27 protein-coding genes are annotated in these 25,943 nt (G+C 71.6%); 12 read left to right on the top strand and 15 right to left on the bottom strand.

The annotated features are described in order from the left end of the window. Window positions 1-106 precede the first annotated feature (106 nt). The 4 genes from ITJ56_RS07775 to ITJ56_RS07760 all read right to left on the bottom strand — a co-directional run bounded on the left by ITJ56_RS07775 (window position 107) and on the right by ITJ56_RS07760 (window position 5,530). A complete protein-coding gene (locus tag ITJ56_RS07775; RefSeq protein ID WP_194629498.1) occupies window positions 107-2,245 on the bottom strand; it encodes a 3-hydroxyacyl-CoA dehydrogenase NAD-binding domain-containing protein in 2,139 nt (712 codons plus the stop codon). A gap of 2 nt (window positions 2,246-2,247) precedes the next feature. Next, window positions 2,248-3,468, bottom strand: a complete 1,221-nt coding sequence (locus tag ITJ56_RS07770) for a thiolase family protein (RefSeq protein ID WP_194629357.1) — start codon at window positions 3,466-3,468, stop codon at window positions 2,248-2,250. Window positions 3,469-3,596: 128 nt separating this feature from the next. Then, window positions 3,597-4,952, bottom strand: coding sequence for a ribonuclease D (locus ITJ56_RS07765; protein ID WP_323749751.1), 1,356 nt, complete (start codon window positions 4,950-4,952; stop codon window positions 3,597-3,599). Beyond that, window positions 4,949-5,530 (bottom strand): DUF3000 domain-containing protein, encoded by a 582-nt coding sequence (locus tag ITJ56_RS07760; RefSeq protein WP_017886108.1) that lies wholly within the window; start codon window positions 5,528-5,530, stop codon window positions 4,949-4,951. The genes ITJ56_RS07765 and ITJ56_RS07760 overlap by 4 nt, the downstream gene beginning before the upstream one ends. 23 nt (window positions 5,531-5,553) lie before the next feature. Between ITJ56_RS07760 and ITJ56_RS07755 the strand changes: the two genes are divergently transcribed. Further along, window positions 5,554-6,777, top strand: coding sequence for an alpha/beta fold hydrolase (locus ITJ56_RS07755; RefSeq protein WP_194629355.1), 1,224 nt, complete (start codon window positions 5,554-5,556; stop codon window positions 6,775-6,777). A gap of 355 nt (window positions 6,778-7,132) precedes the next feature. Here ITJ56_RS07755 and ITJ56_RS07750 read toward each other — a convergent pair whose 3' ends face one another. Then, a complete protein-coding gene (locus ITJ56_RS07750; RefSeq protein ID WP_194629354.1) occupies window positions 7,133-7,504 on the bottom strand; it encodes a hypothetical protein in 372 nt (123 codons plus the stop codon). Here ITJ56_RS07750 and ITJ56_RS18720 point away from each other — a divergent pair. Further along, window positions 7,503-7,625 (top strand): hypothetical protein, encoded by a 123-nt coding sequence (locus ITJ56_RS18720; RefSeq protein WP_267239029.1) that lies wholly within the window; start codon window positions 7,503-7,505, stop codon window positions 7,623-7,625. The two genes, ITJ56_RS07750 and ITJ56_RS18720, sit on opposite strands and share 2 nt — an antisense overlap. Window positions 7,626-7,899: 274 nt before the next feature. Here the strand turns inward: ITJ56_RS18720 and ITJ56_RS07745 are convergent, their stop codons facing one another. Both ITJ56_RS07745 and ITJ56_RS07740 read right to left on the bottom strand, forming a co-directional pair. Beyond that, the gene (locus tag ITJ56_RS07745; protein WP_194629352.1) at window positions 7,900-8,781 is read right to left on the bottom strand and encodes an aldo/keto reductase; all 882 of its coding nucleotides are present in this window, start codon (window positions 8,779-8,781) and stop codon (window positions 7,900-7,902) included. Between the two features lie 87 nt (window positions 8,782-8,868). After that, window positions 8,869-9,411, bottom strand: a complete 543-nt coding sequence (locus ITJ56_RS07740) for an acyl-CoA thioesterase (protein WP_194629350.1) — start codon at window positions 9,409-9,411, stop codon at window positions 8,869-8,871. Between the two features lie 128 nt (window positions 9,412-9,539). Here ITJ56_RS07740 and ITJ56_RS07735 point away from each other — a divergent pair, with 128 nt between their 5' ends. Further along, a complete protein-coding gene (locus ITJ56_RS07735; RefSeq protein ID WP_194629348.1) occupies window positions 9,540-10,526 on the top strand; it encodes an aldo/keto reductase in 987 nt (328 codons plus the stop codon). A gap of 164 nt (window positions 10,527-10,690) precedes the next feature. On the opposite strand, the gene ITJ56_RS07730 is transcribed toward ITJ56_RS07735, so the two are convergent. The 4 genes from ITJ56_RS07730 to ITJ56_RS07715 form a co-directional block, all read right to left on the bottom strand. Next, window positions 10,691-11,173, bottom strand: coding sequence for an FBP domain-containing protein (locus tag ITJ56_RS07730; RefSeq protein ID WP_194629346.1), 483 nt, complete (start codon window positions 11,171-11,173; stop codon window positions 10,691-10,693). Window positions 11,174-11,370: 197 nt separating this feature from the next. Then, complete coding sequence (locus ITJ56_RS07725; RefSeq protein ID WP_194629344.1) at window positions 11,371-12,150, bottom strand: class I SAM-dependent methyltransferase; 780 nt, start codon at window positions 12,148-12,150, stop codon at window positions 11,371-11,373. A 29-nt stretch (window positions 12,151-12,179) separates the two neighbouring features. Next, entirely contained in the window at window positions 12,180-13,091 is a 912-nt protein-coding gene (locus ITJ56_RS07720) for a helix-turn-helix transcriptional regulator (protein WP_194629342.1), read from the bottom strand. A 208-nt stretch (window positions 13,092-13,299) separates the two neighbouring features. Next, entirely contained in the window at window positions 13,300-14,424 is a 1,125-nt protein-coding gene (locus ITJ56_RS07715) for a M23 family metallopeptidase (RefSeq protein WP_194629340.1), read from the bottom strand. Window positions 14,425-14,586: 162 nt separating this feature from the next. Here ITJ56_RS07715 and ITJ56_RS07710 point away from each other — a divergent pair, with 162 nt between their 5' ends. After that, window positions 14,587-15,081, top strand: a complete 495-nt coding sequence (locus ITJ56_RS07710; protein WP_194629338.1) for a hypothetical protein — start codon at window positions 14,587-14,589, stop codon at window positions 15,079-15,081. A gap of 18 nt (window positions 15,082-15,099) precedes the next feature. On the opposite strand, the gene ITJ56_RS07705 is transcribed toward ITJ56_RS07710, so the two are convergent. Next, the gene (locus tag ITJ56_RS07705; protein ID WP_194629336.1) at window positions 15,100-16,791 is read right to left on the bottom strand and encodes a cation:proton antiporter; all 1,692 of its coding nucleotides are present in this window, start codon (window positions 16,789-16,791) and stop codon (window positions 15,100-15,102) included. Between the two features lie 27 nt (window positions 16,792-16,818). After that, a complete protein-coding gene (locus ITJ56_RS07700) occupies window positions 16,819-17,184 on the bottom strand; it encodes a hypothetical protein (RefSeq protein ID WP_194629334.1) in 366 nt (121 codons plus the stop codon). Window positions 17,185-17,378: 194 nt separating this feature from the next. Between ITJ56_RS07700 and ITJ56_RS07695 the strand changes: the two genes are divergently transcribed. Then, window positions 17,379-19,589 carry an NADP-dependent isocitrate dehydrogenase gene (locus tag ITJ56_RS07695; RefSeq protein WP_194629333.1) on the top strand — a complete coding sequence of 737 codons (2,211 nt, stop codon included), beginning with the start codon at window positions 17,379-17,381 and terminating at the stop codon, window positions 19,587-19,589. Between the two features lie 151 nt (window positions 19,590-19,740). Here the strand turns inward: ITJ56_RS07695 and ITJ56_RS07690 are convergent, their stop codons facing one another. Next, window positions 19,741-20,193: a DUF3817 domain-containing protein gene (locus ITJ56_RS07690; protein ID WP_194629331.1), complete on the bottom strand. Its 453-nt coding sequence runs from the start codon at window positions 20,191-20,193 to the stop codon at window positions 19,741-19,743. 50 nt (window positions 20,194-20,243) lie between these two features. On the opposite strand from ITJ56_RS07690, the gene ITJ56_RS07685 reads away from it, so the two are divergent. From ITJ56_RS07685 to ITJ56_RS07675, 3 genes are read left to right on the top strand one after another with little or no spacing between them, the layout of a single operon-like run. Then, window positions 20,244-21,020 carry a ThuA domain-containing protein gene (locus tag ITJ56_RS07685; RefSeq protein ID WP_228517315.1) on the top strand — a complete coding sequence of 259 codons (777 nt, stop codon included), beginning with the start codon at window positions 20,244-20,246 and terminating at the stop codon, window positions 21,018-21,020. Further along, complete coding sequence (locus ITJ56_RS07680) at window positions 21,017-21,364, top strand: GAF domain-containing protein (protein WP_194629329.1); 348 nt, start codon at window positions 21,017-21,019, stop codon at window positions 21,362-21,364. Before ITJ56_RS07685 ends, ITJ56_RS07680 begins: the two co-directional genes overlap by 4 nt. Window positions 21,365-21,402: 38 nt before the next feature. After that, window positions 21,403-22,185, top strand: a complete 783-nt coding sequence (locus ITJ56_RS07675; protein ID WP_194629327.1) for a SpoIIE family protein phosphatase — start codon at window positions 21,403-21,405, stop codon at window positions 22,183-22,185. A 30-nt stretch (window positions 22,186-22,215) separates the two neighbouring features. Here ITJ56_RS07675 and ITJ56_RS07670 read toward each other — a convergent pair whose 3' ends face one another. After that, a complete protein-coding gene (locus ITJ56_RS07670) occupies window positions 22,216-22,659 on the bottom strand; it encodes a hypothetical protein (RefSeq protein WP_194629325.1) in 444 nt (147 codons plus the stop codon). Between the two features lie 90 nt (window positions 22,660-22,749). Between ITJ56_RS07670 and ITJ56_RS07665 the strand changes: the two genes are divergently transcribed. The 4 genes from ITJ56_RS07665 to ITJ56_RS07650 all read left to right on the top strand — a co-directional run bounded on the left by ITJ56_RS07665 (window position 22,750) and on the right by ITJ56_RS07650 (window position 25,751). Then, window positions 22,750-23,400: a ScbR family autoregulator-binding transcription factor gene (locus ITJ56_RS07665; RefSeq protein WP_194629324.1), complete on the top strand. Its 651-nt coding sequence runs from the start codon at window positions 22,750-22,752 to the stop codon at window positions 23,398-23,400. Window positions 23,401-23,516: 116 nt separating this feature from the next. Then, window positions 23,517-24,392: an aminoglycoside phosphotransferase family protein gene (locus tag ITJ56_RS07660; RefSeq protein ID WP_194629322.1), complete on the top strand. Its 876-nt coding sequence runs from the start codon at window positions 23,517-23,519 to the stop codon at window positions 24,390-24,392. A gap of 58 nt (window positions 24,393-24,450) precedes the next feature. After that, window positions 24,451-25,062, top strand: a complete 612-nt coding sequence (locus tag ITJ56_RS07655; RefSeq protein WP_194629320.1) for a hypothetical protein — start codon at window positions 24,451-24,453, stop codon at window positions 25,060-25,062. After that, the gene (locus ITJ56_RS07650; RefSeq protein ID WP_194629318.1) at window positions 25,059-25,751 is read left to right on the top strand and encodes a DinB family protein; all 693 of its coding nucleotides are present in this window, start codon (window positions 25,059-25,061) and stop codon (window positions 25,749-25,751) included. Before ITJ56_RS07655 ends, ITJ56_RS07650 begins: the two co-directional genes overlap by 4 nt. The last annotated feature ends 192 nt before the right edge of the window (window positions 25,752-25,943 follow it).

The raw sequence follows: 25,943 nt of genomic DNA, 5'->3' as shown, positions 1-25,943 counted from the left end.
GCCGGCGGGTCGCATTCGTCCCGCACAACCAACGTCACCCCGAACCACGGCGATCCGCGGTTCGGGGTGACGTTGGTTGTGCGGCGGTCCCAGCGCCGGGCCTGGACTAGCGGGAAGCGGGGCCGACGATCCGCGGGGTGTGGAACGTCCCGCCGAAGACACGCTCGGAAGCGCCGCTGCGGTCGAGGTACGGGCTGACGCCGCCGGCCTGGAACGGGTAGCCGGCACCGAGGATGAGCCCGAGGTCGATCTCCTCGACGTGCTGGACGACCTTGTCCTCGAGCATGCGGTGCAGCTCGTCGGCCAGGGCGTCCTCGAAGCGGCGCTGCATCTCGGCGGCGTCGACCGGCTTCGCGTCCTTCTTGGACGGCGCGACGAGCTTCACCGCGGCGGGGTCGTACCCGGTCACGTTGCCCTTCTTGTCGCGGGTCAGGATCTTCCCGTGCTCGGCGATCTTCTTCAGCCCGTCACCGGGGTAGAAGCGCTCCGGCCAGGCGGCGTGGTGCGAGTCGAGCACGTGCGCGCCGACCGGCAGGCCGACGAGCTCCAGCAGTTCGAAGGGCGACATCGGCAGGCCGAGGGGCGCGGCACCCTGTGCGACGGTGTCGAACGAGGTGCCTTCCTCGACCCCGCGCATCGCCTCGCCGAGCACCCGGGCGAGTACACGGTTGACGACGAAGCCCGGCTGGTCCGCGGTGATGATCGCCGTCTTCTTCAGGGTCTTCGCGACGGCGAGGGCCGTGACGAGGGCCTGGTCCGAGGTCTTCGCCGCACGCACCACCTCGAGCAGCGGCATGACCGCGACCGGGTTGAAGAAGTGGAACCCGACCAGCCGCTCCGGGTTCTCGAGCACCGACGCCATCTCGTCGACCGACAGCGACGAGGTGTTGGTGGCGAGGATGGCGTCCGGTGCGATGACCTGCTCGATCTTCCTCAGGACCTCCTGCTTGACGCCCATCTCCTCGAAGACGGCCTCGATCACCCAGTCGGCGTCGGCGAAGGCCTCGTAGGACACCGAACCACTCACGAGCGCCGTGATGCGGTTCGCGTCGTCGGGGGAGATCCGGCCCTTGTCGAGGAGCTTCGCGACCTCGCCGCGGATCCGCTCCACACCGGCGTCCACCCGGGACTGGTCGACATCGGTGATGACGACGGGGACGCCGAGACGACGAGCGAAGAGCAGGGCGAACTGCGACGCCATCAGCCCGGCACCGAGGACGCCGACCTTCGTGATCTTCTTCGGCTCGACGCCCTCTGGTGCCCCGACGGGCTTCTTCGCGCGCTTCTGCACGAGGTCGAACGCGTACATCGACGCGGCGAACTGATCGCCGGAGATGAGGTCGGCGAGGGCCTCGTCCTCGTCGGCGAACCGGTCGTCCAGCGAGCCGGACTTCGCGGCGGCGACGAGGTCGAGCGCGCGGAACGGCGACTTCGGCACGGTGCCGATCTTCGACGCGACCCGGCCGCGGGCCACCTTGACGACGGTGCCCCATGCGGCCTTCTCGAGCATGCCCGGCTCGTTCTTGCGCACCACCTTGGTCGCGCCGGTGATGACGCCGTCGGCCCAGGCGACCGCCGAGGGCAGGAACGTCACCGAGGGGATCAGCACGTCGCCGATACCGATCTCGACCGCGGCCGGACCGTCCATCAGGCGGTTGTTCTTGAGCGGGTTCTCGACGATGACGCGGAGCGCACGCTCCGGGCCGATCAGGCGGGGGAGCAGCGTCGCACCGCCCCAGCCCGGGATGATGCCGAGGAACACCTCGGGCAGCCCGATGCCCTGCGCAGCGGACGAGAACGCCCGGTACGTGCAGTGCAGGGCGATCTCGAGCCCACCACCGAGTGCGAGCGTGTTGACGAACGCGAACGACGGGACACCGAGGTCCGAGAACTTCCGGAGCGTGGCGTGGCCGAGGGCGGCGAGGTCGTGTGCCGCCTCGCGCGAGGGCACCGCGGCGGCCTGGGACAGGTCGGCCCCGGCGGCGAAGCAGTACTCCTTGCCGGTGATCGCCACGCCCTGGATGGTGCCGGCGGCAGCCTCGGTCTTCAGGGTGTCGAGCACCCCGGAGAGCTCTCGGAGCGTGCGGGGCCCGAGGGTGTTCGGCCGCTTGTAGTCCTTGCCGTTGTCGAGCGTGATGAGCGCCAGCGTGCCACCCGAGGGCATCGTGACGTGCTTGACGAACGAGTGCGTCACCACCTCGTCCTCGCTGAGTTCGGCCAGTCGGTCGTTGTCGACGATGGTCATGGTCACGCCCCCTTCCGAGCCGAACGCTCGGCCGACTTGGTGTGGTTCGGGTTCTCCCAGATGACGGTGCCGCCCTGGCCGAGCCCGATGCACATCGTGGTGATGCCGTACTTGACGTCCGGGCGCTCCGCGAACTGCGCGGCGAGCTGGTTCATCAGGCGGACGCCGCTCGACGCCAGCGGGTGGCCGACGGCGATCGCGCCGCCCCACGCGTTGACGTTCGTGGAGTCCTGGGCGATGCCGTAGTTGTCGAGGAACGCGAGCACCTGGACAGCGAACGCCTCGTTGATCTCGAACAGGCCGATGTCGTCGATCGACAGTCCGGCCTTCGACAGGGCCTTGTCGGTGGCGGGGACGGGGCCGACGCCCATGACCTCGGGTTCGAGGCCGGCGAAGGCGAACGAGACCATGCGCATCTTCGTCGACAGACCGTGCTGCTTCGCACCCTCCTCGGACGCGAGCAGGCTCATGGTCGCACCGTCGTTGAGTCCGGCCGCGTTGCCGGCGGTGACCCGTCCGTGGGGCCGGAACGGCGTCTTCAAGGCGGCCAGGGCCTCCAGAGTGGTGCCCGGCCGCGGCGGCTCGTCGGTGCTGACGACGTCCCAGCCGTCGCCCTTGTTGACCTCGACCGGGATGACGTCCGGCTGCAGCTTGCCGGCGGCCCAGGCAGCGGCGTAGCGCTGCTGGGACTGGACGGCGTAGGCGTCCGTGCGGTCCTTCGTGATCGCGGGGAAGCGGTCGTGCAGGCGCTCGGCGGTCGCACCCATCACGAGGGCGTCGCTCGAGACCATGCGCTCAGCGACGAAGCGGGGGTTCGGGTCGGCGTTGAAGCCCATCGGGTGGCGCCCCATGTGCTCGACGCCGCCGGCGATGGCGACGTCGGCCGCGCCGAAGGCGATCGCGCCGGCGAGCGTCGTGACGCTCGTCATGGCACCCGCGCACATGCGGTCGATGGCGTACCCGGGAACCGACTTCGGGAGGCCCGCGAGCATCCCCACGGTCCGGCCGAGCGTCAGCCCCTGGTCACCCTGCTGCGTGGTCGCCGCGACGGCGACGTCGTCGACCGCTACTCCGTCGAGCGAGGCGTTCCGGTCGAGCAGTCCACGCATCGCGTGCACCGCGAGGTCGTCAGACCGGGTCTTCCAGAACACCCCCTTCTCGCCGGCTCGTCCGAACGGTGTCCGCACGCCGTCCACGAACACGACGTCTGATGCCTTTGGCAATCCGGGCCTCCCAGATCCTCTTCGATCGGGCCGGAACGCAGGTCGCTCCGGCCGGGCCGGGCCTCGCCCGGCGACCTTCCCGACGCTATGCCCCCAGCCTGGGCGGCCGCATGCCGGTTGGGCAGTTCCTACGACTCGTCGTCGTCCGTCGACGCGGGCCGCTGTGCAGCCTCGACAAAGGCCGACGCGATGATCGACGCGAGTTCCTCGACCTGCCACGGGCGGGCGTCGTGCTCGGCGAGGGCCGCTCCGACCAGCTCGGTCGACGGCGGCGACGGCGGGGCCCACGACACGAGCCGGAGCGTCTCCGGCGTGAGCAGGTTCTCGAGCGGGATGTCGAGCTCCTCGGCACGCTTCGTCACCGCGGCGCGCGCGGCCTTGTACCGGCGGTCGGCAGCCGGGTTGCGGTCGGCCCAGGCGCGGGGCGGGGGCAGCGTGGCCTCACCGGCACCGCGGAGACGGGGGAGGTCCTCGGTGGTGCGGCCTTCCTCGACCGCGGCCCACCAGCGGTCGAGCTCGGAGCGGCTGGCGCGGCCGGTGAAGGTCTTCAGCGCACCGAGTTCGGCGCGGGACTCGGGTGCGGCTGCCGCTGCGGCGACGATCGCGGAGTCCGGGATCGTTCGACCCGGTGCGATGTCAGCCTGTCGGGCGTACTCGTCACGGGCGAGCCAGAGCGACCGGGCGATCGCCAGCGCCCGGGCACCACGGAGCGCGTGCATGCCGGACAATCGACGCCAGGGCTCGGCACGGGCGGGCTTCGGCGCGCGGTGCAGGACCGCGTCGAACTCCTCCTGGGCGATGCGGGTCTTGCCGGCCTCGTCGAGCTTCTCGGCCAGTGCGTCCCGGAGGTCGGGCAGCAGCTCGACATCGAGCGACGCGTAGACGAGCCACGACTGCGGCAGGGGACGGGTCGACCAGTCGGCGGCCGAGTGCGCCTTCGCCAGCGTGATGCCGAGCAGCTGCTCGACGACGGCGCCGAGGCCGACGCGGGGGAACCCGGCGATGCGGGCGCCGAGCTCGGTGTCGAAGATGCGCGTCGGGACGAGCCCGACCTCCTGCAGGCACGGCAGGTCCTGCGAGGCGGCGTGGAACAGCCACTCCTCGTCGACGATGGCGGCCTGCAGCTCGGAGAAGTCGCCGATCGGGATCGGGTCGAACAGGAAGGCACCGGCACCACGGCGGAACACCTGGATCAGGTAGGCGCGCTGCGAGTACCGGTAGCCGCTGGCGCGTTCGGCGTCGACCGCGACGGGGCCGTGGCCGGCGGCGATCGCGGCGACCGCCTCGAGGTAGTCCTCGCGGGTGTCGATGACCTTGACGGCGTCGTGTGATGCCTCGACGGCCGGGCTGGCGGCGGCAGCTGCCGCGGCAGCGGTGCCAGCCGAGCCGGCAGCTGCGGCGGGGCCAGACGAGCCGGCAGCCGTGGCTGCGGGCGCAGCCGGGCCGGTCGAACCGGCGGCGTCCTGGGGAGCGGGGTCGGTCACTTGGCGAGCCTCCTCGGGGCCAGCAGGGTCACGCCGTCCGATGCGGGCGGCAGACCGGCGAGCATGGCGACGATGTCCTGCCAGGCCCGGACGTGTGCGGTGAGGTCGTCCCCGCGTGGTGTCCACGATGCGCGGAGCTCGAGCTGGGCGCCGTCGCCCTGTGCGGCGAGGTCGCCGTAGCCGCGCGAGATGATCTTGGTTGCCGTGCCCGATGCGTGGTCGTAGGTCGCACCGTGCGACTCGAGCGCGTCGACGAGCCAGCTCCAGGTCACGTCGGCGACGAACTCGTCGACACCGATCTCCGGCTCGAGCGGCGCCTGCGCGAACGAGACGACACGGAACGCGCCGCCCCAGCCCTCGGGTTCTTCGGGGTCGTACAGGGCGATGAACCGGCCGGTGCCCAGGTCCGACTCGACGCCGTGCGCGGTGCCGGACACGTCCGCCGCAAGGGCGATCGAGAACGGTGCGATCCGGGTCGGCGAGGGGATCTCGGTGACGGTGGTCTCGGCACGGCCGCTGCCGCCGGACACGAACGCGCGGAGCCGCGCGAAGGCGTCGGGCTCTCGGGTTTCGGACACACATGCAGACTAGGCTCCGGGCCATGTCCCGATCCGCGCGACCCGCCGAGGACGTCGTCCAGGAGACCGCACGATCGGCCGGGTTCATCGCACTCGGCGCCGGTCTGGCAGCAGCCGCGGTGGGGACGGCCGTCATCGGTGGCTTCGTCGCCGCCGTCGCCCGCGCCGTCGTCACCCCCGACCGCAAGCGCAACGAACGCGTCCCGATCCACGCCGTCGACCCGGTCCGGAAGACCGTCACGATCGAGCGCACCGCCGACACCGAGTTGCAGGGCCGCTACTCGCTCTGGTTCGGGGGCGGCACCGGCCACATGCGCGTCGGCGAAGTGCTCGGCACCACCGACACCACCGTCACGCGCCGCATCATCGCCATCGACGCCGGCGACCCGACCGCCGCCCGTCGCGGTCGCTGGGGCGGCTGGTTCTACCTGACCCCCGGCGAGCTCGACGTGCCCGTCGAGGACGTCGACATCCCCACCCCCAACGGTCCGGCTCCCGCGTGGGTCGTCCGCGCCGACGACACGGACGCCCCCTGGGCCGTCCTGGTGCACGGCCGTGGCGTGACCCGCGCCGAGACCATTCGTGCCGTCCCGGTCTTCCGCGCCGCCGGCTACTCGGTCGTCCTCGCGTCGTGGCGGAACGACGGCGTCGCCCCGCCGAGCGTCGACGGCCGCTACGGCCTCGGCAGCACCGAGTGGGAGGACGTCGACTCCGTCCTCCGCTGGCTCACCGCACAGGGCGCCCAGAGCGTCGTGCTCATGGGCTGGTCGATGGGCGGCGCCGTCGTGCTGCAGACCCTGCTCCGCTCGCGTTTCGCCGGGCTGGTCGACGGGGTCGTGCTCGAGTCGCCGGTGGTCGACTGGCACGCCGTCCTCAAGTCGCAGAGCAAGCTGCTGCGCCTGCCGCGGCCGGTCCGCAAGGTTGCCCAACGCCTGCTCCGCACGCCGGTGCTCTACCGTTTGGCCGGGCTGCAGCGGCCCGTCGACCTGCGCGAGCTCGACATGGTCGCCCGTGCCGACGAGCTCACGGTGCCGATCCTGCTGCTGCACAGCGACGACGACGGGTTCGTGCCGTCCTCGGCCTCGCACGACCTGGCCCGCGCACGGCCCGACCTGGTGCGGCTCGAGATCCAGACCACGGCCCGGCACACCAAGCTCTGGAACCACGACGCCGACTGGTTCGACGCCCGGATCCTCGCGTGGCTGACCGAGGTGGTCCAGCGGCGCGGAGCGGCCAGCGCGCGGTAGACGCGACCGAAGGGCGGACGGGAGGCGCGTGGCGACCCCGCCACGGGCCTCCCGTCCGCCGTTGCGTCCGTTCGGTCGCTTCGAGAGCAGAAATGGTCGGGTGACCGTCGCGCACCCGACCCTTCCCGCTCACCAAGCGGGTGGTGTGGCTATCGTTCCGTTCGAGGAACTCGTCGTCGATGAGCTGCCAGATGCTGTCGGCGATGTCCGTCGCCTCGGCGTGGCTGAGGTTGAGTGCCGGGCGGCCTGATCTCCTGCGGAACGACACGGTCTTCATGTGCTCGCTCTCACGGATCGCTTCCTGCTGCCTCGTCGGGCGGTTCGCGAGTCTGCCGGAGCTTGGCGTCCAGATCGATCACTTCGTCGAGGAGCGCGGGCGAGCGCTCATCTCGTGGGCGTGCGCGTCTGCCTCGGTCTTGTAGATCTCGCCCCATGCGATGCTCGGAGGCATGGCATGGACAGGCAGATCGACGTCAGGGAGACAGATCTGCACGAAGTGCGGGAAGGCGGGGAAGGTCCAGAGGTCTTCGTCTTCGAAGCGACTCCAGAGCAACAGCTCCCCGACGCCCAGCGGGTGGCCGAGCTCCTGACCGTTCAGCGGCGGATCGCAGCTGACCATCAGCGCATGGTGACCGTTCGGGAGCTCGATCGGTCGTTCCACTTCGCACCGGAAGACGGACGAGAGCCGCTTGCTGTCCATGGACGAGAGAAAGAAGACTTCTTGCATGTCAGAACTCCGCATTGATGCCGCTGAAGCGATCGAGCTGGATCTCGCCCTTCTCGATGCCGTTCGGGAGGGGGCGCGCAACGTACCTTCGAGCAGGAACTGCCCCGAGTTCACGCTGTAATCGGGCTCGGTCTTCCCTGACGGTAGTCCTGCGACGTCGCGGTAGTTGGCAACAGAACCAGGGGGGCGACCAAGAGGCACCGGTCGCCTGAGCATCTCCGCCGTAGACACGACGCCCGGATCCTCGCGTGACTCACCGAGGTGGTCCAGCGGCGCGGCGCGGCCAGCGCGCGGTAGACGTGACCGAAAAGCGGACGGGAGGCGCGGTGCCAGCTGGCACCGCGCCTCCCGTCCGCCCGGTCGTCGAGTTCGCGACCCGCGGTCGCGTCCCTGGGTCAGTGACCCAGCTTCGCCAGCTCCTCGAACTCGTCGTCGGTGAGCTCGACGGTGGCGCCCGCGAGGTTGTCCTCCAGGTGCGCGACGCTCGACGTGCCAGGGATCGGCAGCATCACCGGCGACCGCTCGAGCAGCCACGCGAGCGCGAGCTGCGCCGGGGTGGCGCCCTTGCGCTCCGCGATCTCGGTGAGCGGCGAGTCCTCGCCGGTCAGGCCGCCCGTGGCCAGGGGGAACCACGGGATGAAGCCGATGCCCTGCTCCTCGGACCAGTCGAGCAGTGCCTCCGAGGAGCGGTCGGTGAGGTTGTAGAGGTTCTGCACGGAGACGATCGTGGCGATCTCCTGCGCGGCCTTGACCTCGTCGACGGAGACCTCGGACAGGCCGATGTGGCGGATCTTGCCCTCGTCCTGCAGCTTCTTCAGCTCGCCGACCTGGTCCTCGAGCGGGACCTTCGGGTCGATGCGGTGGAGCTGGAACAGGTCGATGCGCTCGAGGCCCAGGCGGCGGAGGCTCATCTCGGCTTCCTGGCGCAGGTACTCCGGGCGGCCGACCGGCGGCCACTCGTTCGGGCCGGTGCGGGTCAGGCCGGCCTTCGTCGCGATCAGGATGTCGTCGCCGTACGGGTGCAGAGCCTCTTTGAGGAGCTCCTCGGCGACGTAGGGGCCGTACGAGTCGGCGGTGTCGAAGAAGTTCACGCCGAGTTCGACGGCGCGCTTGAGGACCCGGATCGCCTCGTCGTGGTCCTTCGGCGGTCCCCAGACGCCGGGGCCGGTGAGCTGCATGGTGCCGTAGCCGAGCCGGTTGACCTCGAGGTCGCCGCCGATGCGGAAGGTACCGGAGGACGCGGCCGGACGGTTGGTGGTGTCAGTGCCTGTGGTCATTCCCCCGGTCTACGCCGGGTGGGTTGCCGGTCACTGAGGCGGTGTCCCCCGACCGCTCGCCCTCGTCGCGGGTCACGGTCGGGCGGATCAGGCGCTGCCACTGCTGATCCGGGTCGCAGCGGCCCAGTCGTGCACCCAGCCGGGCACGGTCAGGTCGCGGTCCGCTCCACCGGCGGCCTCGAGCAGTTCCGCCGTCGACACCGTCCCGCCGGAGCGCCGCAGGAACCGGGCCTGCACGACGGCGCGGGCCATCACGGCCCCGCCCCGGACGAACGTCTGCTCCAGGTACACCGAACGGTCGTCGACCCCGAGCACGTGGGTGCGGAGCTCGAAGCGCTGCCCGAGGGTCAGCGAGCGCTTGTAGGTGATGGTCTGCGCCGACACGACGGGGTACCAGCCGTGCTCGGACAGGGCCGCCCAGTAGCCCGAGCGGAGCATCAGGTCGAGCCGACCGAGGTCGAGCATCGACAGGTACTTGCCGTTGTTGACGTGGCGTAGCGGGTCGAGGTCGGTGGGCACGACCCGGAACCGTGTCCGCACCTCGTCCCACAGCGAGGTCCGGCGTCCCGCGACCCGGGGGCGCAGGCGGATGCGGAGCTGCAGCAGGAGCAGTCGGAAGTACAGGTTCACGGGTCGATCTCACCAGTGCGCGGCGGAGCGGTGCCAGGACCTTGGAGGAACCTCACGAACGGTGCCCGAGTCTGACCGGCACGGTCAGTGCCTCCCTCCAATCGACTGTGTGGGAGTAGACCTGCACCATGCAGACACGCAAGCTCGCAGACCTCGAGGTCGGCCCGATCGGCCTCGGAACCATGGGCATGAGCGCCTTCTACACGGGCGCCGGCACCGACGACGACGAGTCGATCCGCACGATCCACCGCGCGATCGACCTCGGCGTCACCCTGTTCGACACCGCCGAGGCGTACGGCCCCTACACGAACGAGGAGCTCCTGCGCCGGGCGCTCGAGGGCCGTCGCGACGACGTCGTCATCGCGACGAAGTTCGGCCTGTACCACCACGAGGCCGGCGAGGAGACGCCGACCCAGCAGCGCGGCATCTCCAGCCAGCCGGAGTCCGTGCGCGAGGCGCTCGAGGGCTCCCTCCGTCGCCTCGGTACCGACCACATCGACCTCTACTACCAGCACCGCGTCGACCCGGCCGTGCCGATCGAGGACGTCATCGGCCAGCTCGCCGGCTTCGTGCAGGAGGGCAAGATCCGCCACATCGGCCTGTCCGAGGCGAGTGCGGCGACCATCCGCAAGGCCCACGCCGTCCACCCGATCACGGCGCTGCAGAGCGAGTACTCGCTGTGGACGCGCGACCCCGAGGGTGACGTGCTCGACACCCTGCGCGAGCTCGGCATCGGCCTGGTGCCCTACTCGCCGCTCGGACGTGGGTTCCTGACGGGTGCCATCACGAAGCCCTCCGACCTGGACTCCGACGACTTCCGCCTGGCGAACCCGCGCTTCCAGCAGGCGGCGTTCGAGCAGAACATGCGGATCGTCGACGCGGTCAAGGACATCGCGGCCGAGGCCGGGGCCACCCCGGCGCAGGTGTCGCTCGCCTGGCTGCTGGCGCAGGGCGACGACGTCGTCCCGATACCCGGCACGAAGCGGGTCTCGCGCCTCGAGGAGAACGTCGGTGCCGCCGACCTCACCCTCACGGCGGACCAGCTGTCGCGCCTGTCGACGCTGCCCGTCCCGACCGGCGACCGCTACCCCGACATGTCGACCATCGGTCGGTAGACGCGACCACCTGACGGACGGGAGGCCCGGTGCGGATCCGCACCGGGCCTCCCGTCCGTCGTCAGTCGCGTTTGCGGACGCGAGACGCCGGCGTCAGCGTCAGACGCCCCCGAATCCGGCGGCGTCTCACTGACCCGGCGGCGTCTTCCGAGGACGCCGGCGTCTCAGACCTCGGCGGCGAAGGACGCGGCCCGGACCCGCAGGTCCTCGATGCGCCGGAGGCGCGCGGCCTCGACGTCGTAGCCCTCGTAGGCGGGCGGTGGCAGCTTTCGGACGTTCCGCGAGCACTGGAAGTCCTGGCACACCAGGGTGCCGACGGTGTTGCCGTTGCGGCCCGCCGGGCCGGAGCGCTTCGCGCTGTAGAACGCGACGTCGTTCGGCAGCTTGACGTCCTGGCACCACGAGCACTGCGCCCGCGAGCGGGGCGAGGCCTCGGCCTGCCGGAACAGGATGCCGATCAGTTCGCCGTCGAGCGTCGGCACGACGGCGTACGCACGCCGACCGATCTTCGGGTCGCGCCAGCCGAGGTAGTCGAGCGCGTCCCAGTCGAGCGCCTCGAACCCGGCGGGCAGTGTGAGGTCGGACACCTCTTTCCGGGAGGCGTTGACGAAGGACGTGCGGATGGTCTTCTCCACGATGGGGAGCATGGTGATTCGCTTTCGTGCAGACCCGGGGCGTGCGGACGCACACCGCACCGGGCGGAGGAGGTCAGGGCTCGACGAGGTCGGCCGCGCTCGAGGGCGCGACCGGGGGCCTCGCGCCCTGATGCCGGCGTATCGGGCGCCGACCACCTCCTGGAAGCTCACCCGATCAGCCTACGGCCGCGTGTCAACCCCCGGCTCGGTCAGCGCGGCGCCGCGGTGACCAGGACGAGCGAACCGTCGTAGTTCGGTCGGATCCGCAGCGAACCGTGCCGCCGGTCCCAGTCGCCGGACTCCAGCGCGGACCGGAGCGCGGCCACCGAGCGTCGGGCGGTGAGCTCGTCGACGAAGCTCCACGCCGAGTTCGCCTGGCGGGCGCCGGGGTCGAGCAACCGCTCCGGGCGCGCGTAGTACGCCTCGGAGAACCCGTCGACGCAGGTGAACGGGATCGGCAGCGGGGTCGCCGTGACGGTGTCGCCCGGGAGGGCGTCGGTGATGCGGGTGAGGGCGGGGTAGCGCCGGGCCTCGGTCGCCATCACCTCCGGGGCGTACTCGGCGAGCCAGTAGTCCTCGACGCGGTCCGGGTCGCACGTCAGGATGACGATCGGGCCCCGGGTGACGCGGCGCACCTCGGCGAGCCCGCGCTCGAGGTCGCCCCACTGGTGCACCGAGAAGGTCGTCATCGCGGCGTCGAAGGTGTCGTCGGCGAACGGCAGGTCCTCGGCGGTGGCATCGATCGCGGTCGACAGGGTGTCCGGCCGCTGGGCACGCATCGCCGCCGAGGGCTCCACCGCCGTGACCTCGCGATCGGTGGGTTCGTAGGAGCCGGCACCGGCGCCGACGTTGAGCACGGTCCGAGCGTCGCCGAGGGCCTTCGCGATCGCACGCGCGAAGGCCGGTTCGGGCCGACGGTACTGCCGGTAACCTCCGCCGATCCGGCCGTAGTCGGCGTCCCCCGCCGAACCGTCCGTCGTCCTGGTCACGTCCCCACCCTCCGAACCGCCGCGGGCGGTCAGTCGACCGACTCGGATTCGGACTCCGACTCGCGCATGGCCGCGTACTGCTCGGCCCGCTCCGTCGCGGCCCAGCTGCCGAGCAGCGCGAGCGACCGCTCGGACTCGCTGCCGGGTTCGGCCGAGTACGAGAACATCGTCAGGCCGGGGTCGGCGACCAGGTCGAGCGCTTCGTACGCCAGCTTCAGCTCACCCACGATCGGATGGTCGATGCGCTTCTTGCCGGTGCGCTGCAGCCGCACGTCGTGTGCCGCCCACCAGCCGCGGAACTCCTCGCTGCGGGTCGACAGTTCGCCGACCAGCGTGATGAGTCCGGGCTCGCAGGGGTTCGACACGGCCGCGGTCCGGAGCACGGCGACGGCGTCCTTCGCGGTCTGCGCCCAGTCGGGGAAGAAGTCGCGGGCGGCGGGGTCGAGGAAGGTGAACCGCGCAGTGTTGACGGGACGACCGGGGCCGGCGAACAGAGGCGCGTACAGCGCCCGCCCGAGCTCGTTCGTCGCGACGACGTCCCCGCGTTCGTTCCGCACCCAGGCCGGCGCACCGGTGATGGCGTCGAGCAGGCGCTGCACGCCGGGGCGCACCCGCGTCGGCACGTTCCGGTGCATCACCTTGACGCCGGAGTTCGCCAGCCGGGCGAGGTCCCACAGGTGCGCGCGTTCGTCCTCGTCGAGGTGCAGGGCGCTCGCGAGGCCCTCGAGCACGCTGTCCGAGACGCCCTTGAGCGAACCGCGCTCGAGCCGCGTGTAGTAGTCGACGCTCACGCCGGCGAGCATCGCGACTTCATGCCGACGCAGTCCGGGGACCCGTCGGACCCCGCCGCCGAACGACGGCATGCCGACCTGCTCGGGGGTGAGCCGTGCTCGCCTGGAGGACAGGAAGTCGCGGATCTCGTTGCGCACGTCGATACCCATGCGACGAGCGTACGTGCCTGGGCCGTGCGCGAAAGCGACAGCTGCCGTGGAAGCCCAACGCTCCGCCCCGCGAAAGCGACAGATCGCCGCGGAACGGTGCCGGGAATCTGTCGCTTTCGCGGAAGGCACGGGCGGCTAGCGGCGGTGGGCGGTGGGCCCGCGGTCACCCCGCCACTGCTCGGCGTGGGCTGTGTGTTCCGGCGTGCTGCTAGATCGTGAGCGAGCGACCGATGCGGGCTTCGAGCCACGCCTCGGGGTCGATCGGTGTGACGCCGTCCATCAGGACCTCGAGGTGCAGGTGCGCACCGGTCGAGACGCCGGACGACCCGACGAGCCCGATGAACTGCCCGGCAGCGACGGTGTCGCCGACCTTGAGCGGCGACGACCCGGGGATCATGTGGCCGTAGAGCGTCGAGACCTGGCGTCCGTCGATCACGTGGTCGATGATGACCGCGTTGCCGTACGAGAAGTAGGTGCCGGAGACCCGGACCGTGCCGGCGGCGACGGCACCGATCGGCGTGCCCATGCCCGGTGTGAAGTCGAGTCCCTGGTGCAGGGACGAGCACGCGCCGCACGGAGCCGAGCGGTAGCCGAAGCCGGAGCTCATCTGCACCGGCCCGGGGAACGGCGAGCGGACGGCGCCGCCGAAGGACACGGCGCCACCGGCGGTCGTCGTGGTGTCGGCGGAACCAGCCGTCTTCGTGGTGACGGTCGAGCCGCCGCCGACGGTGAACCCGTCACGGTCGAACCCGGCGGCCGTGACCGCCTGGGTCACCGCGTAGTCCTGGGTGCGCACGATCGGAGCGATGGTCGAGGTGGCCATCGAGGTGCCGGCGCTCGCGTGTGCGGGCATCGCCGACGCGGCGAACATCGCGATCGCAGCGGCGGCGCTGGTGAGCGTGATGCGTCCTGCACGGGCCGACCGGGACACCCGGGGTGCGCTGGCGACGCGGGGCACCTCGGGGGCGGGTCGGCGGACGATGCGCTGGATGCGGTCGTCGACGTGCTCTGTGGTGGCTCGGGCGGCCGCGGCGCGGCGGCCCGTCGGCTCGGTGGTGGCGGAGGTGCTGGACGTCGCGACGACGATCGACTTCGCGGGTGCGGCCGCCCTCCGGCGCTCGACCGGCTTCGCGACCCGCGCGGCCTCGGCGGCCTTCGAGGGCTTGGGAGCCTTCGCGGGCCGTGCGGCCTTCGGGGCCTTCGGGGCCGGTGCTGCCTTGCCGCGGCGCTGGGACCCGCGGGCTGCTGCACGCTCGGCCTCCAGGGCGGCGCGACGGGACAGGTGCACCACCGGGGTCTCCGGGTGCTGGTCGGGTTCGGGTTCAGTCGTCATGGCCGCCCACCATTCTGCACGACTCTGTCGCTTTGTACAGGCCCTTTCGTGATCTTTTCGTTACCGACCGTGCTGTGAGGCACCTGATCACCCTTCCCGTCGGCGTCCCCCGGCGTCCACCGATCAGTACGGTCGGGGGAAAGCGACGGAAGGACCCGCACCATGGCCCGAACGCCGCGCGAGCGGTACGGCACGGTCGACCTGGCGTCGGCCCACGTCGTGCTGGCCGGCACCCAGGAACTCCTGCCCGTGCTCCGGGCCGCCGCCGTGCGCGCCGGCATCGACGCCGCACGCATGCGCGTCATCGCGGTGGACGACCTGCCGGACCCGGAGGACACCTGGGACGCGACGCTGGCGGTCATCGCGATCCGCCGCCCCGGTGACGACCCGGCGTTCCACCGTGCCCAGGCGGCGGCCGAGCTGATCGCGCCGATGCTCGCACCGCACGCCGTACGCATCGTCGTCACGGTCTCCGGGGTGACCCGGCTGGCACCGAAGCTCGAGCGCACCCTGACGTCCGAGGTCCTGCACCAGATCGATGCCGCGTCGGCGTCGTCCGGGTTCCGGCGGCCCTTCCGGCCCCTGCGCATGCGACTCGGTCTCGCCGGGCTGCGCACCGCAGGCGTCCGGGTGTTCCGGGTCTCCATCGGCGACTGAGCCGACCCGGGGAGCAGGTCACCGGGTCGGGGCCCCGCGCAGTTCGAGCGCGATCTGCTCGGCGTCCAGGTTCTGCAACATCGACTCCAGCACCTCGGCGTCGAAGGTGCCGTCGTCGCGGGCGTCGAGGATCGCCGTGCGCTGCGCCTGGAGCACCGCGAGCCGTCTGGCCTTCTCACGCCCCATCCAAGCCCGGAGCTCGGCCGGGTCCGCTGCCTCGAGCTCTTCCCGCGACGCCGGTGGTTGTTCACGGGTGCCCGGTACCTGCTCGGCGGCGTCCCGCATGAGTTCGAGGAGCCGCTGTCGTTCCTCGGTGTCCTTCGCGGCCGCGTCCGTCGAGGGGGTGGCGATGCGTCGGAGCAGCGGGCCGATCGTGCCGCCCTGGATCACCAGGGACAGCAGCGCGACCGCGAAGGCGACGAACACCAGGAGCGATCGCTGCGGGGTGCCCTCTGGCAACGTCTGCGCAGCAGCGACGGTCACTGCCCCGCGCATCCCCGCCCACACCACGGCGGTGCCCTCCCGCCAGCCGAGCGGCGCCCTCGTGTAGTACGCGATGTCCGCCAGCGTCCGTCGGACGCGCGTCGTGAACCGGTCGAGCTCTCGTTCGGAGGGGGCACGGTTGCCCGGCCGGTGCTCGCGGATCACCTCGCTCATCGCGTCACGGTCACCCGCGTGCATCTCTGCGAAGCGCTCCTGCATCCGCCCGCCGCGCCTCGCGCTCGCCGACAGGGCGAGCAGGAGTGGGGCGACGTACGCGGTCCGCACGACCACGGTGAGCACGAGGGCGCCGACGGCGATGAGCAGGGCCGGTCCGATGCCCGCATGCTCGTCCTGCACGTCGCCGAGGATGGTGGCGAGCTCGAGTCCCATCGTCAGGAACACCGCGCCCTCGAGCACGAGTTCGATGGTCTGCCAGTTCTGGGCGTCCGACAGTCGGTGCCCCGGTGGGAGCTTGCGCGGCCCGACGATCCCGGTGAACAGGCCCGCGACGACGGCGGCCATGAGCCCGGATCCGCCGAAGTGCTCGGTCGGGACCGCCGCGACGAACGGCACCGCGAAGGACAGCGCCGTGTTCACCGCGGCACTCGGTACCCGGGCACGGACGAACACGTTCAACCAGCCGACGACCCACCCGATGACGACAGCGATGGCCACCGCCCCGGCGAAGTCACCGAGCGCGCCCCAGAACGAGAACGACGCTGCAGCGGCGACGATGGCGGTGCGCAGGAGCACGAGCGCGGTGGCGTCGTTGAGCAGTGATTCGCCGTCGAGGATCGAGATCGCCCGGCGCGAGACCGAGGTCTGCTTGACGATCGAGGTGGCGACGGCGTCGGTCGGGCTGACGATCGCGCCGAGGGCGATGCCCCACCAGAACCCGAGGCCCGGGATCACCCAGGCGAAGAACAGCCCGAGCACGAGGCTGCTGGCGACGACGAGCAGGACGGACAGGCCGCTGATCGCGCCGAACTCGCGCCGGAAGTTCATCGACGGCATCGACACCGCCGATGAGTAGAGCAGCGGAGGCAGGACCCCGGCGAGGATCCACTCCGGCTCGATCTCGGCGTCCGGGATGAACGGCAGCAGGCTCGCGACGATCCCGACGACGACGAGCACGAGCGGCGCAGCGACCCCGATGCGGGGCCCGAGCACGGCGGCACCCGCGATGGCGATCAGGGCGATGACACCCACGACGAGGAGTTCGGTCACGGGTCCAGCGTGGCACCACCCGGACGATCAGGCCCCGTCGGGTTCTCCGCTGCGGAGAGCACTCGCCTGGACCGAGGGGTGTGGAGGAGCGGTGTGAGCGATGACCGACACGCTGCCGACCGCGATCACGAGCGCCAGCGCCCCGGCGGTGCAGGCCGTCCCGATCCGCCTGAGTCGCGAGCGGCTCCCGCGCTGCCGCGGGGCGAACCCACGGCCACCACCGCGGGGTTCCGGGCCGACGAGCCACGGTCCGGACCCGTCGGGGTCGTAGGAGAACGGGCCGCTGCCGTCCGGGGCGTACCGGTACGGGCCGCTGCCGTCCGAGGCGTAGGCGGAGCGCAGGTCCTCTGCGGTCCAGCCCGAGTCCTCGGGTGTCTGCCGTGTCGTCGTCATGGTCGCCCTCCTGCGGCTCGGGAACTGCGGAAGACCAGCAGACGTCACGTTTCTATGTACCTGCGATGCGCCTCCTGGATCTCCGCCGAGTGCCTGCCGGGCGTCAGGGGGCACCATGTATCTTGATGTCGAGACATCCCGCGCCACGAGTACCGTGGACGTACCGACGGTCGAACAAGGGAGTACCCGCCAGCATGGCCAAGATCATCTACACCCTCACGGACGAGGCGCCGTTCCTCGCCACCCACTCCTTCCTCCCGGTCATCCAGGCCTTCGCCGGCACCGCGGGTGTCGACGTCGAGACCCGCGACATCTCGCTCGCCGGCCGGATCATCGCCCAGTTCCCGGAGCGGCTCACTGCCGAGCAGCGCCTGGACGACGCCCTCGCCGAGCTCGGCGAGCTGGCGAAGACCCCCGAGGCGAACATCATCAAGCTGCCGAACATCTCGGCGTCGATCCCGCAGCTCAAGGTCGCGATCAAGGAACTGCAGTCGCAGGGATACGACCTGCCCGACTACCCGGACGAGCCGACGACCGACGAGCAGCGCGACGCCCGCGCCCGCTACGACCGTGTCCAGGGCAGCGCCGTCAACCCGGTCCTGCGCGAGGGCAACTCCGACCGCCGCGCGCCGCTCTCGGTGAAGAACTACGCCCGGAAGCACCCGCACCGCATGGGCGCGTGGTCATCCGACTCGAAGACGAACGTCGTCACGATGGGCGTCGACGACTTCCGCGCGAACGAGAAGTCCTGGATCGCCCCCGCCGACGACGTCCTCACGATCACCTTCGTGGCCGAGGACGGCACCGAGCAGGTCCTCAAGCAGTCCATCCCGGTGCTGCAGGGCGAGGTCATCGACGGCACCGTGCTGCACGTCGCCGCGCTCGAGGCGTTCCTGCAGGACCAGATCAAGCGCGCTGCGGACGAGGACATCCTGTTCTCCGTGCACCTGAAGGCCACGATGATGAAGGTCTCCGACCCGATCATCTTCGGCCACGTCATCAGGGCGTTCTTCCCGTCGGTGTTCGAGCGCTTCGGCGCCGACCTCGCCGCGGCGGGCCTCACCCCGGACGACGGCCTCGGCTCGATCCTCGCGGGCCTCGACGCCCTGCCGAACGGCGCCGAGATCGCGCAGGCCTTCACCGACGGCATCGCCGCCGGACCCGAGCTCGCGATGGTCGACTCGGACAAGGGCATCACGAACCTGCACGTGCCGAGCGACGTCATCGTCGACGCCTCGATGCCGGCGATGATCCGCACCTCCGGGCACATGTGGGGCCCGGACGGCGACGAGCACGACACCCTCGCCGTCATCCCGGACTCGAGCTACGCCGGCATCTACCAGACCGTGATCGACGACTGCCGCGTCAACGGGGCCTTCGACCCGGCGACGATGGGCTCCGTCCCGAACGTCGGGCTGATGGCGCTCAAGGCCGAGGAGTACGGCTCGCACGACAAGACCTTCGAGGTCCCCGGTGCCGGTGTGGTCCGCGTGACGACCGCCGCCGGTGACGTCGTCATCGAGCACGACGTCGAGCCCGGCGACATCTGGCGCGCCTGCCAGACCAAGGACGTCGCCATCCGCGACTGGGTGAAGCTCGCCGTCACCCGCGCCCGTGCCTCCGCGACGCCCGCCGTGTTCTGGCTCGACGAGACCCGCGCGCACGACGCCAACCTGATCGGGCTCGTCCGTCAGTACCTCGGCGAGCACGACACCGACGGCCTGCAGATCGAGATCCTGTCACCCGAGGACGCCATGCGCTTCTCGCTCGAGCGCATCCGCCGCGGCGAGGACACCATCTCGGTCACGGGCAACGTGCTCCGCGACTACCTGACCGACCTGTTCCCGATCATGGAGCTCGGCACCTCGGCGAAGATGCTCTCCGTCGTCCCGCTGCTGGGCGGTGGCGGCCTGTTCGAGACGGGTGCCGGCGGTTCGGCGCCGAAGCACGTGCAGCAGCTCGTGCAGCAGAACTACCTGCGCTGGGACAGCTTGGGCGAGTTCCTCGCGCTGGCCGTCAGCCTCGAGCACCTGGCTGGTGTGACCGGCAACGAGCGGGCGAAGATCCTGGGCGAGACCCTCGACCGCGCCACCGGGACCTTCCTGGAACAGGACAAGTCCCCCGGCCGGAAGCTCGGCTCGATCGACAACCGCGGCAGCCACTTCTACCTGGCGAAGTACTGGGCTGAGGAGCTCGCGGCGCAGACCCAGGACACCGAGTTGGCGGCGGCCTTCGCGGAGATCGCGGCGAAGCTCGGCGAGCAGGAGCAGACCATCGTGGACGAGCTCGTCGCGGTGCAGGGGCACCCGGCCGACATCGGCGGCTACTACCGCCCCGACGACGCCAAGACGAGCGCGGTGATGCGTCCGTCCGCCACGTTGAACGCGACGCTGGCAGCGCTCTAGCCGCGCCCACCACGGACGGGAGGCCCGGTGCCAGCTGGCACCGGGCCTCCCGTCCGTGGTGTGGTCGCGACCAGGGCCGCGCATCGTGAGCAGAAACGGTCGGGTCCGCATCACGAACCCGACCATTTCTGCTCACGAAGTCACGTACCGCTCATGAAGCCACGCGCGGCGGGCCCGCGGCCAGCAGGCCCGTGAAGACCAGGGCGACCGCCACGACGCCGACGCCCGCGGCGATCGCCGGGCGACGCACCACGAAGAACAGCAGGCGGTCCCAGAACCCCGAGTGGTGGTCCGGCGAGCGGCGCCACGACCCCTCGAGCATGCGGCGGCGGGCGACCGCGACCTCGAACGGCACCGTCGCGTACGGCACGACGGCGCTGACCCACCCGAGCACGAGCACGCCGAGCGACCAGCGCTGGTTCACCGCCACGACCGTCGTGACGACCAGGTACGCGAGGAACACGAAGCCGTGCACGCCACCGCCGATGCGGACGCCCCGGTCGCCGGCGTCGAGGCCGTACTCGAGCACCATCCCGATGACGAGCAGGGTCCAGGTCACGAGTTCGGCGACCGCGGCGGCACGGAACAGGGAGCGCGGAGTCATGCCGACATCGTCCCGGACCCGTCCGGGAGACACCCGGTAGCGTGGCCGCCATGTCGACGACGACCGAGAACCCTCCCCTGAACATCCTGGTCTGGAACGAGAACGTGCACGAGACCCGCGGCGACGCGACGGTCATCGGGCACTACCCCGACGGCATGCACAGCGTCATCGCCGAGGCGCTCCGGCAGCTGCAGCCCGGGTCGGAAGTCTCCACCGCCACCCTGCAGGAACCCGACCACGGCATCACCGCCGAGCGGCTCGCCGTCACCGACGTGCTGTTCTGGTGGGGCCACGCCGCCCACGACGAGGTGAGCGACGCCGTCGTGGACCTGGTCGTCGACGCCGTGCACGCCGGGATGGGCCTGGTGGTCCTGCACTCCGGGCACTACTCGAAGCCGTTCAAGCGCCTGATGGGCACGACCTGCTCGCTGAAGTGGCGGAACGACGGCGAACGCGAACTCGTCTGGACCGTCGCCCCGGAGCACCCGATCGCCGCCGGGGTCCCGCACCCGATCGTCATCGACCGGCAGGAGATGTACGGCGAGTACTTCGACATCCCCCGCCCCGACGAGGAGGTCTTCCTGTCGACCTTCGCCGGCGGCGAGGTCTTCCGCTCCGGCGTCGCGTACCGCCGCGGTCTGGGGAAGGTCTTCTACTTCTCGCCGGGCGACCAGGAGTACCCGGTCTACCACCACCCGGACATCCAGCGGGTGCTGTCGAACGCCGCAGCGTGGGCGGCACCGGTGTCGGAGCGGCGCGAGCTGACCGCTGACCCCCACCCGCGGGACTGGTTCCTGTCGGACGGTGCGGGTAGACAGGCCGGATGACCGCGCCCGACCCCGCCACAGCGCACCGCACCGCCGTCGTCGAGGCGCTCGGTGTCCTCGGCAGCGGACCGGAGGAGCGCTTCGACCGCATCACGCGGATGACGCAGGAGGCCTTCGGGGTCCCCCTGACGTTCCTCAACCTGGTGCACGGCGGTGTCGTCACGGCACAGTCGACGCAGGGCTGGCGGCAGGGCGGGAGTGCGCCGGAGGAGCAGGTGTTCTGCTCGGCGACGGTGCTGACGAACGAGCCGATGGTCGTGCCGGACGCCACGCTCGACCCCCGGTTCCGCCACCGGCCGCCGTCACGGAGCAGGGGGTCCGGTTCTACGCGGGCGCGCCGCTGACCATGGTCGACGGAACCCGTGTGGGCACGCTCTGCATCATGGACGCGAAGCCGCGGGAGTTCGGGGTCGACGAGCTCGCGCTGCTGGGCGACCTCGCCAGGTGGGCGGAGCGGGAGCTCGGCGAGGCCATGGACCGCGGGCGGACCCGCATGGCGCTCGACGGCCTGGCGCCGGAACCCGTGGAGGTCCTCGGGCACTCCCTCGACGTCCTGGCCGCGCAGCACGACGCCGGCGGCGGTGACGTGGCCGACTGGCGGGTCGCTCCGGACGGCGCGCTGCACGTGACCGTGGGCCGGGTCACCGCCGCAGGCCCGGCGTCCGGACTGCTCGCCGCAGCCGTGCACGGCGCGGTGGTCGCGCGGACCGGCACCGCCATGCAGGACGCGATCGGCGGCCTGGAGGCCCAGATCACCGCCGACCTGTCGGCTGCGGACGCTGTCGGGTCGCTCTTCCACCTGCGGCTCGACCCGACGACGGGTCACGCCGACTTCGGTGACGCCGGGCACGGCCTCGCCGTCCTCGTCCGTGCCGACGGCACCGGCCGGACCCTGCACTCGCTCGACCTGCCGTTGGGACTGCAGCCCCCGTCGATCCCGCGGTCCCCCGGGGTGCTCGAGCTCGGACCCGGTGACCGGCTCGTGGTGTGCACGCAGGGCGTCCTGACGTTGGACGGCCTGCGGCACCTCGACGACCTCGCCGACCTGGTGCGGTCCACGTCGGACGGCGCCGCGGTCGTGGAGCGGGTCCGAGCACTCATGCCCGAGGGCGTCGGCGTCGGCGTCGGCGTCGACGTGACCCTCGTGGTGCTCACCCGCCGCTGAGCGGGCGTGGCGTCACCCGTGCCGCGGGCGTCAGGAGCGGAAGCGGTCCTGGCGAGTGCGGGGGGTCCCCGTGAGCGTGACCACGAGCAGCGTGGCGAGCAGGGCGAACCCGGCGAGTTCGATGCCCAGGCCGGCGAGCTGCCAGTAGGCGCTGCCGACGTGCTGCGGCTGCGTGATCGACTCGGGCCACCAGGGGTCGATCAGCGGGAAGGAGCCGGGGAACGGGTCGAGGCCGAACACGACGAGCCCACCGAGCAGCAGCACGACCCCGACGGCGGCCATCGCCCCGCGGGACCGCCCGAGCATGTGCACCACGAGGGCCGCGGCCATGCCGGCGAGCCCGACGACGGCGACGAGGAACGCGAGCACGACCACGGTCTGCGGTGCGAGCGCGACCCAGTCGAGCACCGCGATCGGCAGCAGCAGCCACCGTCCGGTCCGTGCCCAGCGCGCCGGGCTCCGCCATCCGTCCATGGCGCCGACCGTAGGGCACGTGCCCGAACACATGCCGAACGCCGCCCGGTTGTCCCCGCGCGCAGTCCGCGCTGGCTACGATCGGTGCCCATGGCGCAGGACCGACCGACCCGGCAGCAGCGATCGCTCGCGACCCGGACCGCGATCATCGAGGGGGCGGCCGGGGAGTTCGACGAGCGCGGGTACGTCGGCGCCTCGATGGACGGCATCGCCGAGCGGATCGGGATGACCAAGGGCGCGCTGTACTTCCACTTCACGTCGAAGGCCGACATGGCGGGTGCCGTGGTGGCCGAGCAGCACGCGATCTCCCGACGGTACGGCGAGGCCGCGGTCGCACGGGGAACCACCCCGCTCGAGTCGATCATGTGGCTGTCGCAGGGACTCGCGGTGCAGATCACCGCCGAGGTGGTCGTCAGCGCCGGCGTCCGGCTGTCGACCGACGTCGCGGCGCGCGAGGTCGCCCGGGAGGACCCGTACACGGACTGGACGACGGTGGTCGCCGGGTTCGCCCGGCAGGCCGTCGACGCGGGCGAGCTGGACCCGCGGTGGGACCCGGAGCTCGTCGGCCGGGTCGTCGTCCGTGCGTACACGGGTGTGCAGACGGTGTCCGACGTCCTGACGCGCCGCGCGGACCTGTTCGAGGGGCTTCGGGAGCTCTGGACGGTCCTGCTCGACGCGTTCGTCACCGAGCGGCTGCGACCGGAGATCCCGCGGCTCGTCGCGATCATCGCCCCGGAGTGACGCGGGTCCCCCCAGGGAAACACCCACGTCACCTGCCCATGAGGATACCCAGAGTCGTGTCGGGCCAGCGGCCCCAGTTCGCGGGCATGTGTCCCGCGGCCCACTAGCCTGACGCGATGCCCACCCCGTCCGCCGAGGTCGACGTCGACGTCCCGCTGGTCCGTGCCCTGCTGCACGACCAGCACCCCGACCTGGCCGGACTGCCGCTCGAGGTCGTGGCGAACGGCTGGGACAACGTCGTGCTGCGCCTCGGCGCGGACCTGGCCGTGCGCGTGCCCCGACGGGCGGTCGCCGCGCAGCTCGTCGAGCACGAGCAGCGCTGGCTGCCGGAGATCGCCGCCCGTGTCGCACCCGTCGTGCCGGTGCCGCAACCGGTGCGCGTCGGACGTCCGGGGCCCCGGTACCCGTGGTCGTGGAGCGTCGTGCGGTGGCTGCCCGGTGCGCCGATCGGCGAGCGAGCTGCGGGGGTGCCCGTGGCCGAGGCGCTCGCCGCCTTCGTCGGACTGCTGCACGTGCCCGCGCCGGCGGACGCCCCGCTGAACCCGTTCCGGGGCGTGCCGCTCGCGACGCGCAGCGACGCCGTCCTGGCGCGACTCGACACGGCAGAGGTGCCCCGTGCCGTCGAGCTGGCGGCAGCCTGGCGGACCGCGGCCGCGCTGCCGGCGCACACCGGGCCTCCCGTCTGGGTGCACGGCGACCTGCACCCGTTCAACCTGCTCGTGGAGCGCCCGGACGGCGACGACCGCCTGTCGGCGGTGATCGACTTCGGTGACGTGACCGCGGGGGACCCCGCCGTGGACCTCGCGACCGCCTGGCTGACGCTCGACCGGCAGGGGCGTCACGCGTTCCGCGCGCTGGTCACGGTTCCGGACACCACCTGGGGACGTGCACGCGGCTGGGCGATCGCGCTCGCCTCCGCGCTCGCGACGGCCGACGACCGCGCCTTCCGGAGCGTCGCACGGCGGAGCATCGACGCGGTGCTGGACGGCTGAGTCCCGGCCGGGCTATCGTGACCGCACCATCCGTGCACAGCCGATCGGAGGGGCCACCATGACCCTCGAGCTCCGCGTCCAGCACGACGTCGCCACCGACGCCTCCCCCGCCCTCGTCCGACCCGAGCGTCGCGGTCTGCGCGGGCTCCTCGACCGGTTCGCCGACCACCGCGCCGCAGCACGCGCACGACGGCTCGACGACCGGTTGCGCGAGCTCGGCGAGCTCGTCCACCTGCTGTCGGACGCCCGGGGCGTCGTCGAGCGCGGGTGGATCCAGCACGCCTGGTTCGCCTACCTCGACGAGCACGGTCGCGTGTGCAAGGCCTCCAGCGCCGCCGCGATGGACGTGCAGGGCCGGCCGCTCGTCGGCGCCTGCCTGGTCGGAGCGGTGGTGTCCGCTGCCGGCGGGCCACACGCCGTGCACGCGCCACGGGTGCAGCACTCGCTCGACGTCGTCTGGCACGCGCTCGCCCGTGACGAGGGCGAGCCCGTGCTCTGGTGCCCGGCACCCGACATCCGGATGGGACGGGTGCGCGACCTGACCAGCTGGAACGACGCACCTGCCCGCACGTCGGCGGACGTCGCGGGACTGCTGCTGACGGCCGAACGGGTCGCGGTCCAGGAGACGGCGCGCCTGCAGGAGGCCCGGGTGGCACGATCGAGGGCATGAGCGACACCGACGCCGTCCCCCGGGTGCACCCAGCGGCCCCCAGCACCCTTGCGGCGAGCGGGAACGCACTGCTGTCGGACGAGGGCTCGACGGGGATCCCCGCCGCCGCCGTGGTCAAGCAGACACTGCACCGGTACCTGCAGAAGCACCGGGCCGCACTGCTCGCGAAGCTCGACGGACTGGCCGAACGGCAGGCCCGCTGGCCGGTGACGCCGACCGGCACGAACGTCCTCGGCCTCGTGAAGCACGTCGCCGGGGTGCAGGCGGGGTACTTCGGCGAGGTCTTCGGGCGGCCGCTGCCCGATGCGCCCGCCTGGCTCGAGTCGTGGGACGGCGCGGACATGTACGCGTCGCTCGACGAGACGATGGCCGACGTCGTGGCGTTCCACCACCGCAGCGCCGCGCACGCCGACGCCACGATCGAGGCGCTCGACCTCGACGCCCCCGGAACGGTGCCGTGGTGGCCGGAGGGGCACCGTGACGTCACGGTGCACCGGATCCTCGTGCACATGGCGTACGAGACCGCGCGGCACGCGGGACACGCGGACATCGTGCGCGAGATGCTCGACGGACTCGCGGGTGACGGGGACGGCAACCTCGCCGACAAGACCCCGGAGGAATGGGTGCGGTGGCGTGAGCAGCTCGTCGACATCGCGGAACGTGCCGGATTGCGCGACGTCGAGGCATAGCCGATGCGGCCTCACGATCGTTACCGTTCTCCCAGGATCACCGCGGTCACCAGGCGCTGATCAGGGGTTCCTCTGTGGGCGAGTGTGAGGCAAACGAGCGCGTCACCGGTTCGGGTTGCACATCGCATCTCGGTGCTGCGTAGCTTTGGCGCAGCTCGTGCCCCGATCTGTGGGCAGTTCAGCCGACCGGAA

Origin of the sequence: Curtobacterium sp. VKM Ac-1376 (assembly GCF_015351025.1) — a bacterium.
GTDB lineage: Bacteria > Actinomycetota > Actinomycetes > Actinomycetales > Microbacteriaceae > Curtobacterium.
Note: the sequence above shows the minus strand (reverse complement) of the source record. Positions and strands in the feature narration are given on the sequence as shown.

Excerpts from the sequence above, each read along its gene's own strand:
- ITJ56_RS07700 (WP_194629334.1), bottom strand. The coding sequence starts at position 17,184 with ATGACGACGACACGGCAGACACCCGAGGACTCGGGCTGGACCGCAGAG.
- ITJ56_RS07710 (WP_194629338.1), top strand. The coding sequence starts at position 14,587 with ATGGCCCGAACGCCGCGCGAGCGGTACGGCACGGTCGACCTGGCGTCG.
- ITJ56_RS07670 (WP_194629325.1), bottom strand. The coding sequence starts at position 22,659 with ATGGACGGATGGCGGAGCCCGGCGCGCTGGGCACGGACCGGACGGTGG.
- ITJ56_RS07745 (WP_194629352.1), bottom strand. The coding sequence starts at position 8,781 with ATGACCACAGGCACTGACACCACCAACCGTCCGGCCGCGTCCTCCGGT.
- ITJ56_RS07690 (WP_194629331.1), bottom strand. The coding sequence starts at position 20,193 with ATGACTCCGCGCTCCCTGTTCCGTGCCGCCGCGGTCGCCGAACTCGTG.
- ITJ56_RS07675 (WP_194629327.1), top strand. The coding sequence starts at position 21,403 with ATGGACGCGAAGCCGCGGGAGTTCGGGGTCGACGAGCTCGCGCTGCTG.
- ITJ56_RS07755 (WP_194629355.1), top strand. The coding sequence starts at position 5,554 with ATGTCCCGATCCGCGCGACCCGCCGAGGACGTCGTCCAGGAGACCGCA.
- ITJ56_RS07665 (WP_194629324.1), top strand. The coding sequence starts at position 22,750 with ATGGCGCAGGACCGACCGACCCGGCAGCAGCGATCGCTCGCGACCCGG.
- ITJ56_RS07715 (WP_194629340.1), bottom strand. The coding sequence starts at position 14,424 with ATGACGACTGAACCCGAACCCGACCAGCACCCGGAGACCCCGGTGGTG.
- ITJ56_RS07660 (WP_194629322.1), top strand. The coding sequence starts at position 23,517 with ATGCCCACCCCGTCCGCCGAGGTCGACGTCGACGTCCCGCTGGTCCGT.
- ITJ56_RS07735 (WP_194629348.1), top strand. The coding sequence starts at position 9,540 with ATGCAGACACGCAAGCTCGCAGACCTCGAGGTCGGCCCGATCGGCCTC.
- ITJ56_RS07685 (WP_228517315.1), top strand. The coding sequence starts at position 20,244 with ATGTCGACGACGACCGAGAACCCTCCCCTGAACATCCTGGTCTGGAAC.
- ITJ56_RS07775 (WP_194629498.1), bottom strand. The coding sequence starts at position 2,245 with ATGACCATCGTCGACAACGACCGACTGGCCGAACTCAGCGAGGACGAG.
- ITJ56_RS07680 (WP_194629329.1), top strand. The coding sequence starts at position 21,017 with ATGACCGCGCCCGACCCCGCCACAGCGCACCGCACCGCCGTCGTCGAG.
- ITJ56_RS07750 (WP_194629354.1), bottom strand. The coding sequence starts at position 7,504 with ATGCAAGAAGTCTTCTTTCTCTCGTCCATGGACAGCAAGCGGCTCTCG.
- ITJ56_RS07655 (WP_194629320.1), top strand. The coding sequence starts at position 24,451 with ATGACCCTCGAGCTCCGCGTCCAGCACGACGTCGCCACCGACGCCTCC.
- ITJ56_RS18720 (WP_267239029.1), top strand. The coding sequence starts at position 7,503 with ATGTCAGAACTCCGCATTGATGCCGCTGAAGCGATCGAGCTGGATCTC.
- ITJ56_RS07730 (WP_194629346.1), bottom strand. The coding sequence starts at position 11,173 with ATGCTCCCCATCGTGGAGAAGACCATCCGCACGTCCTTCGTCAACGCC.
- ITJ56_RS07650 (WP_194629318.1), top strand. The coding sequence starts at position 25,059 with ATGAGCGACACCGACGCCGTCCCCCGGGTGCACCCAGCGGCCCCCAGC.
- ITJ56_RS07720 (WP_194629342.1), bottom strand. The coding sequence starts at position 13,091 with ATGGGTATCGACGTGCGCAACGAGATCCGCGACTTCCTGTCCTCCAGG.
- ITJ56_RS07695 (WP_194629333.1), top strand. The coding sequence starts at position 17,379 with ATGGCCAAGATCATCTACACCCTCACGGACGAGGCGCCGTTCCTCGCC.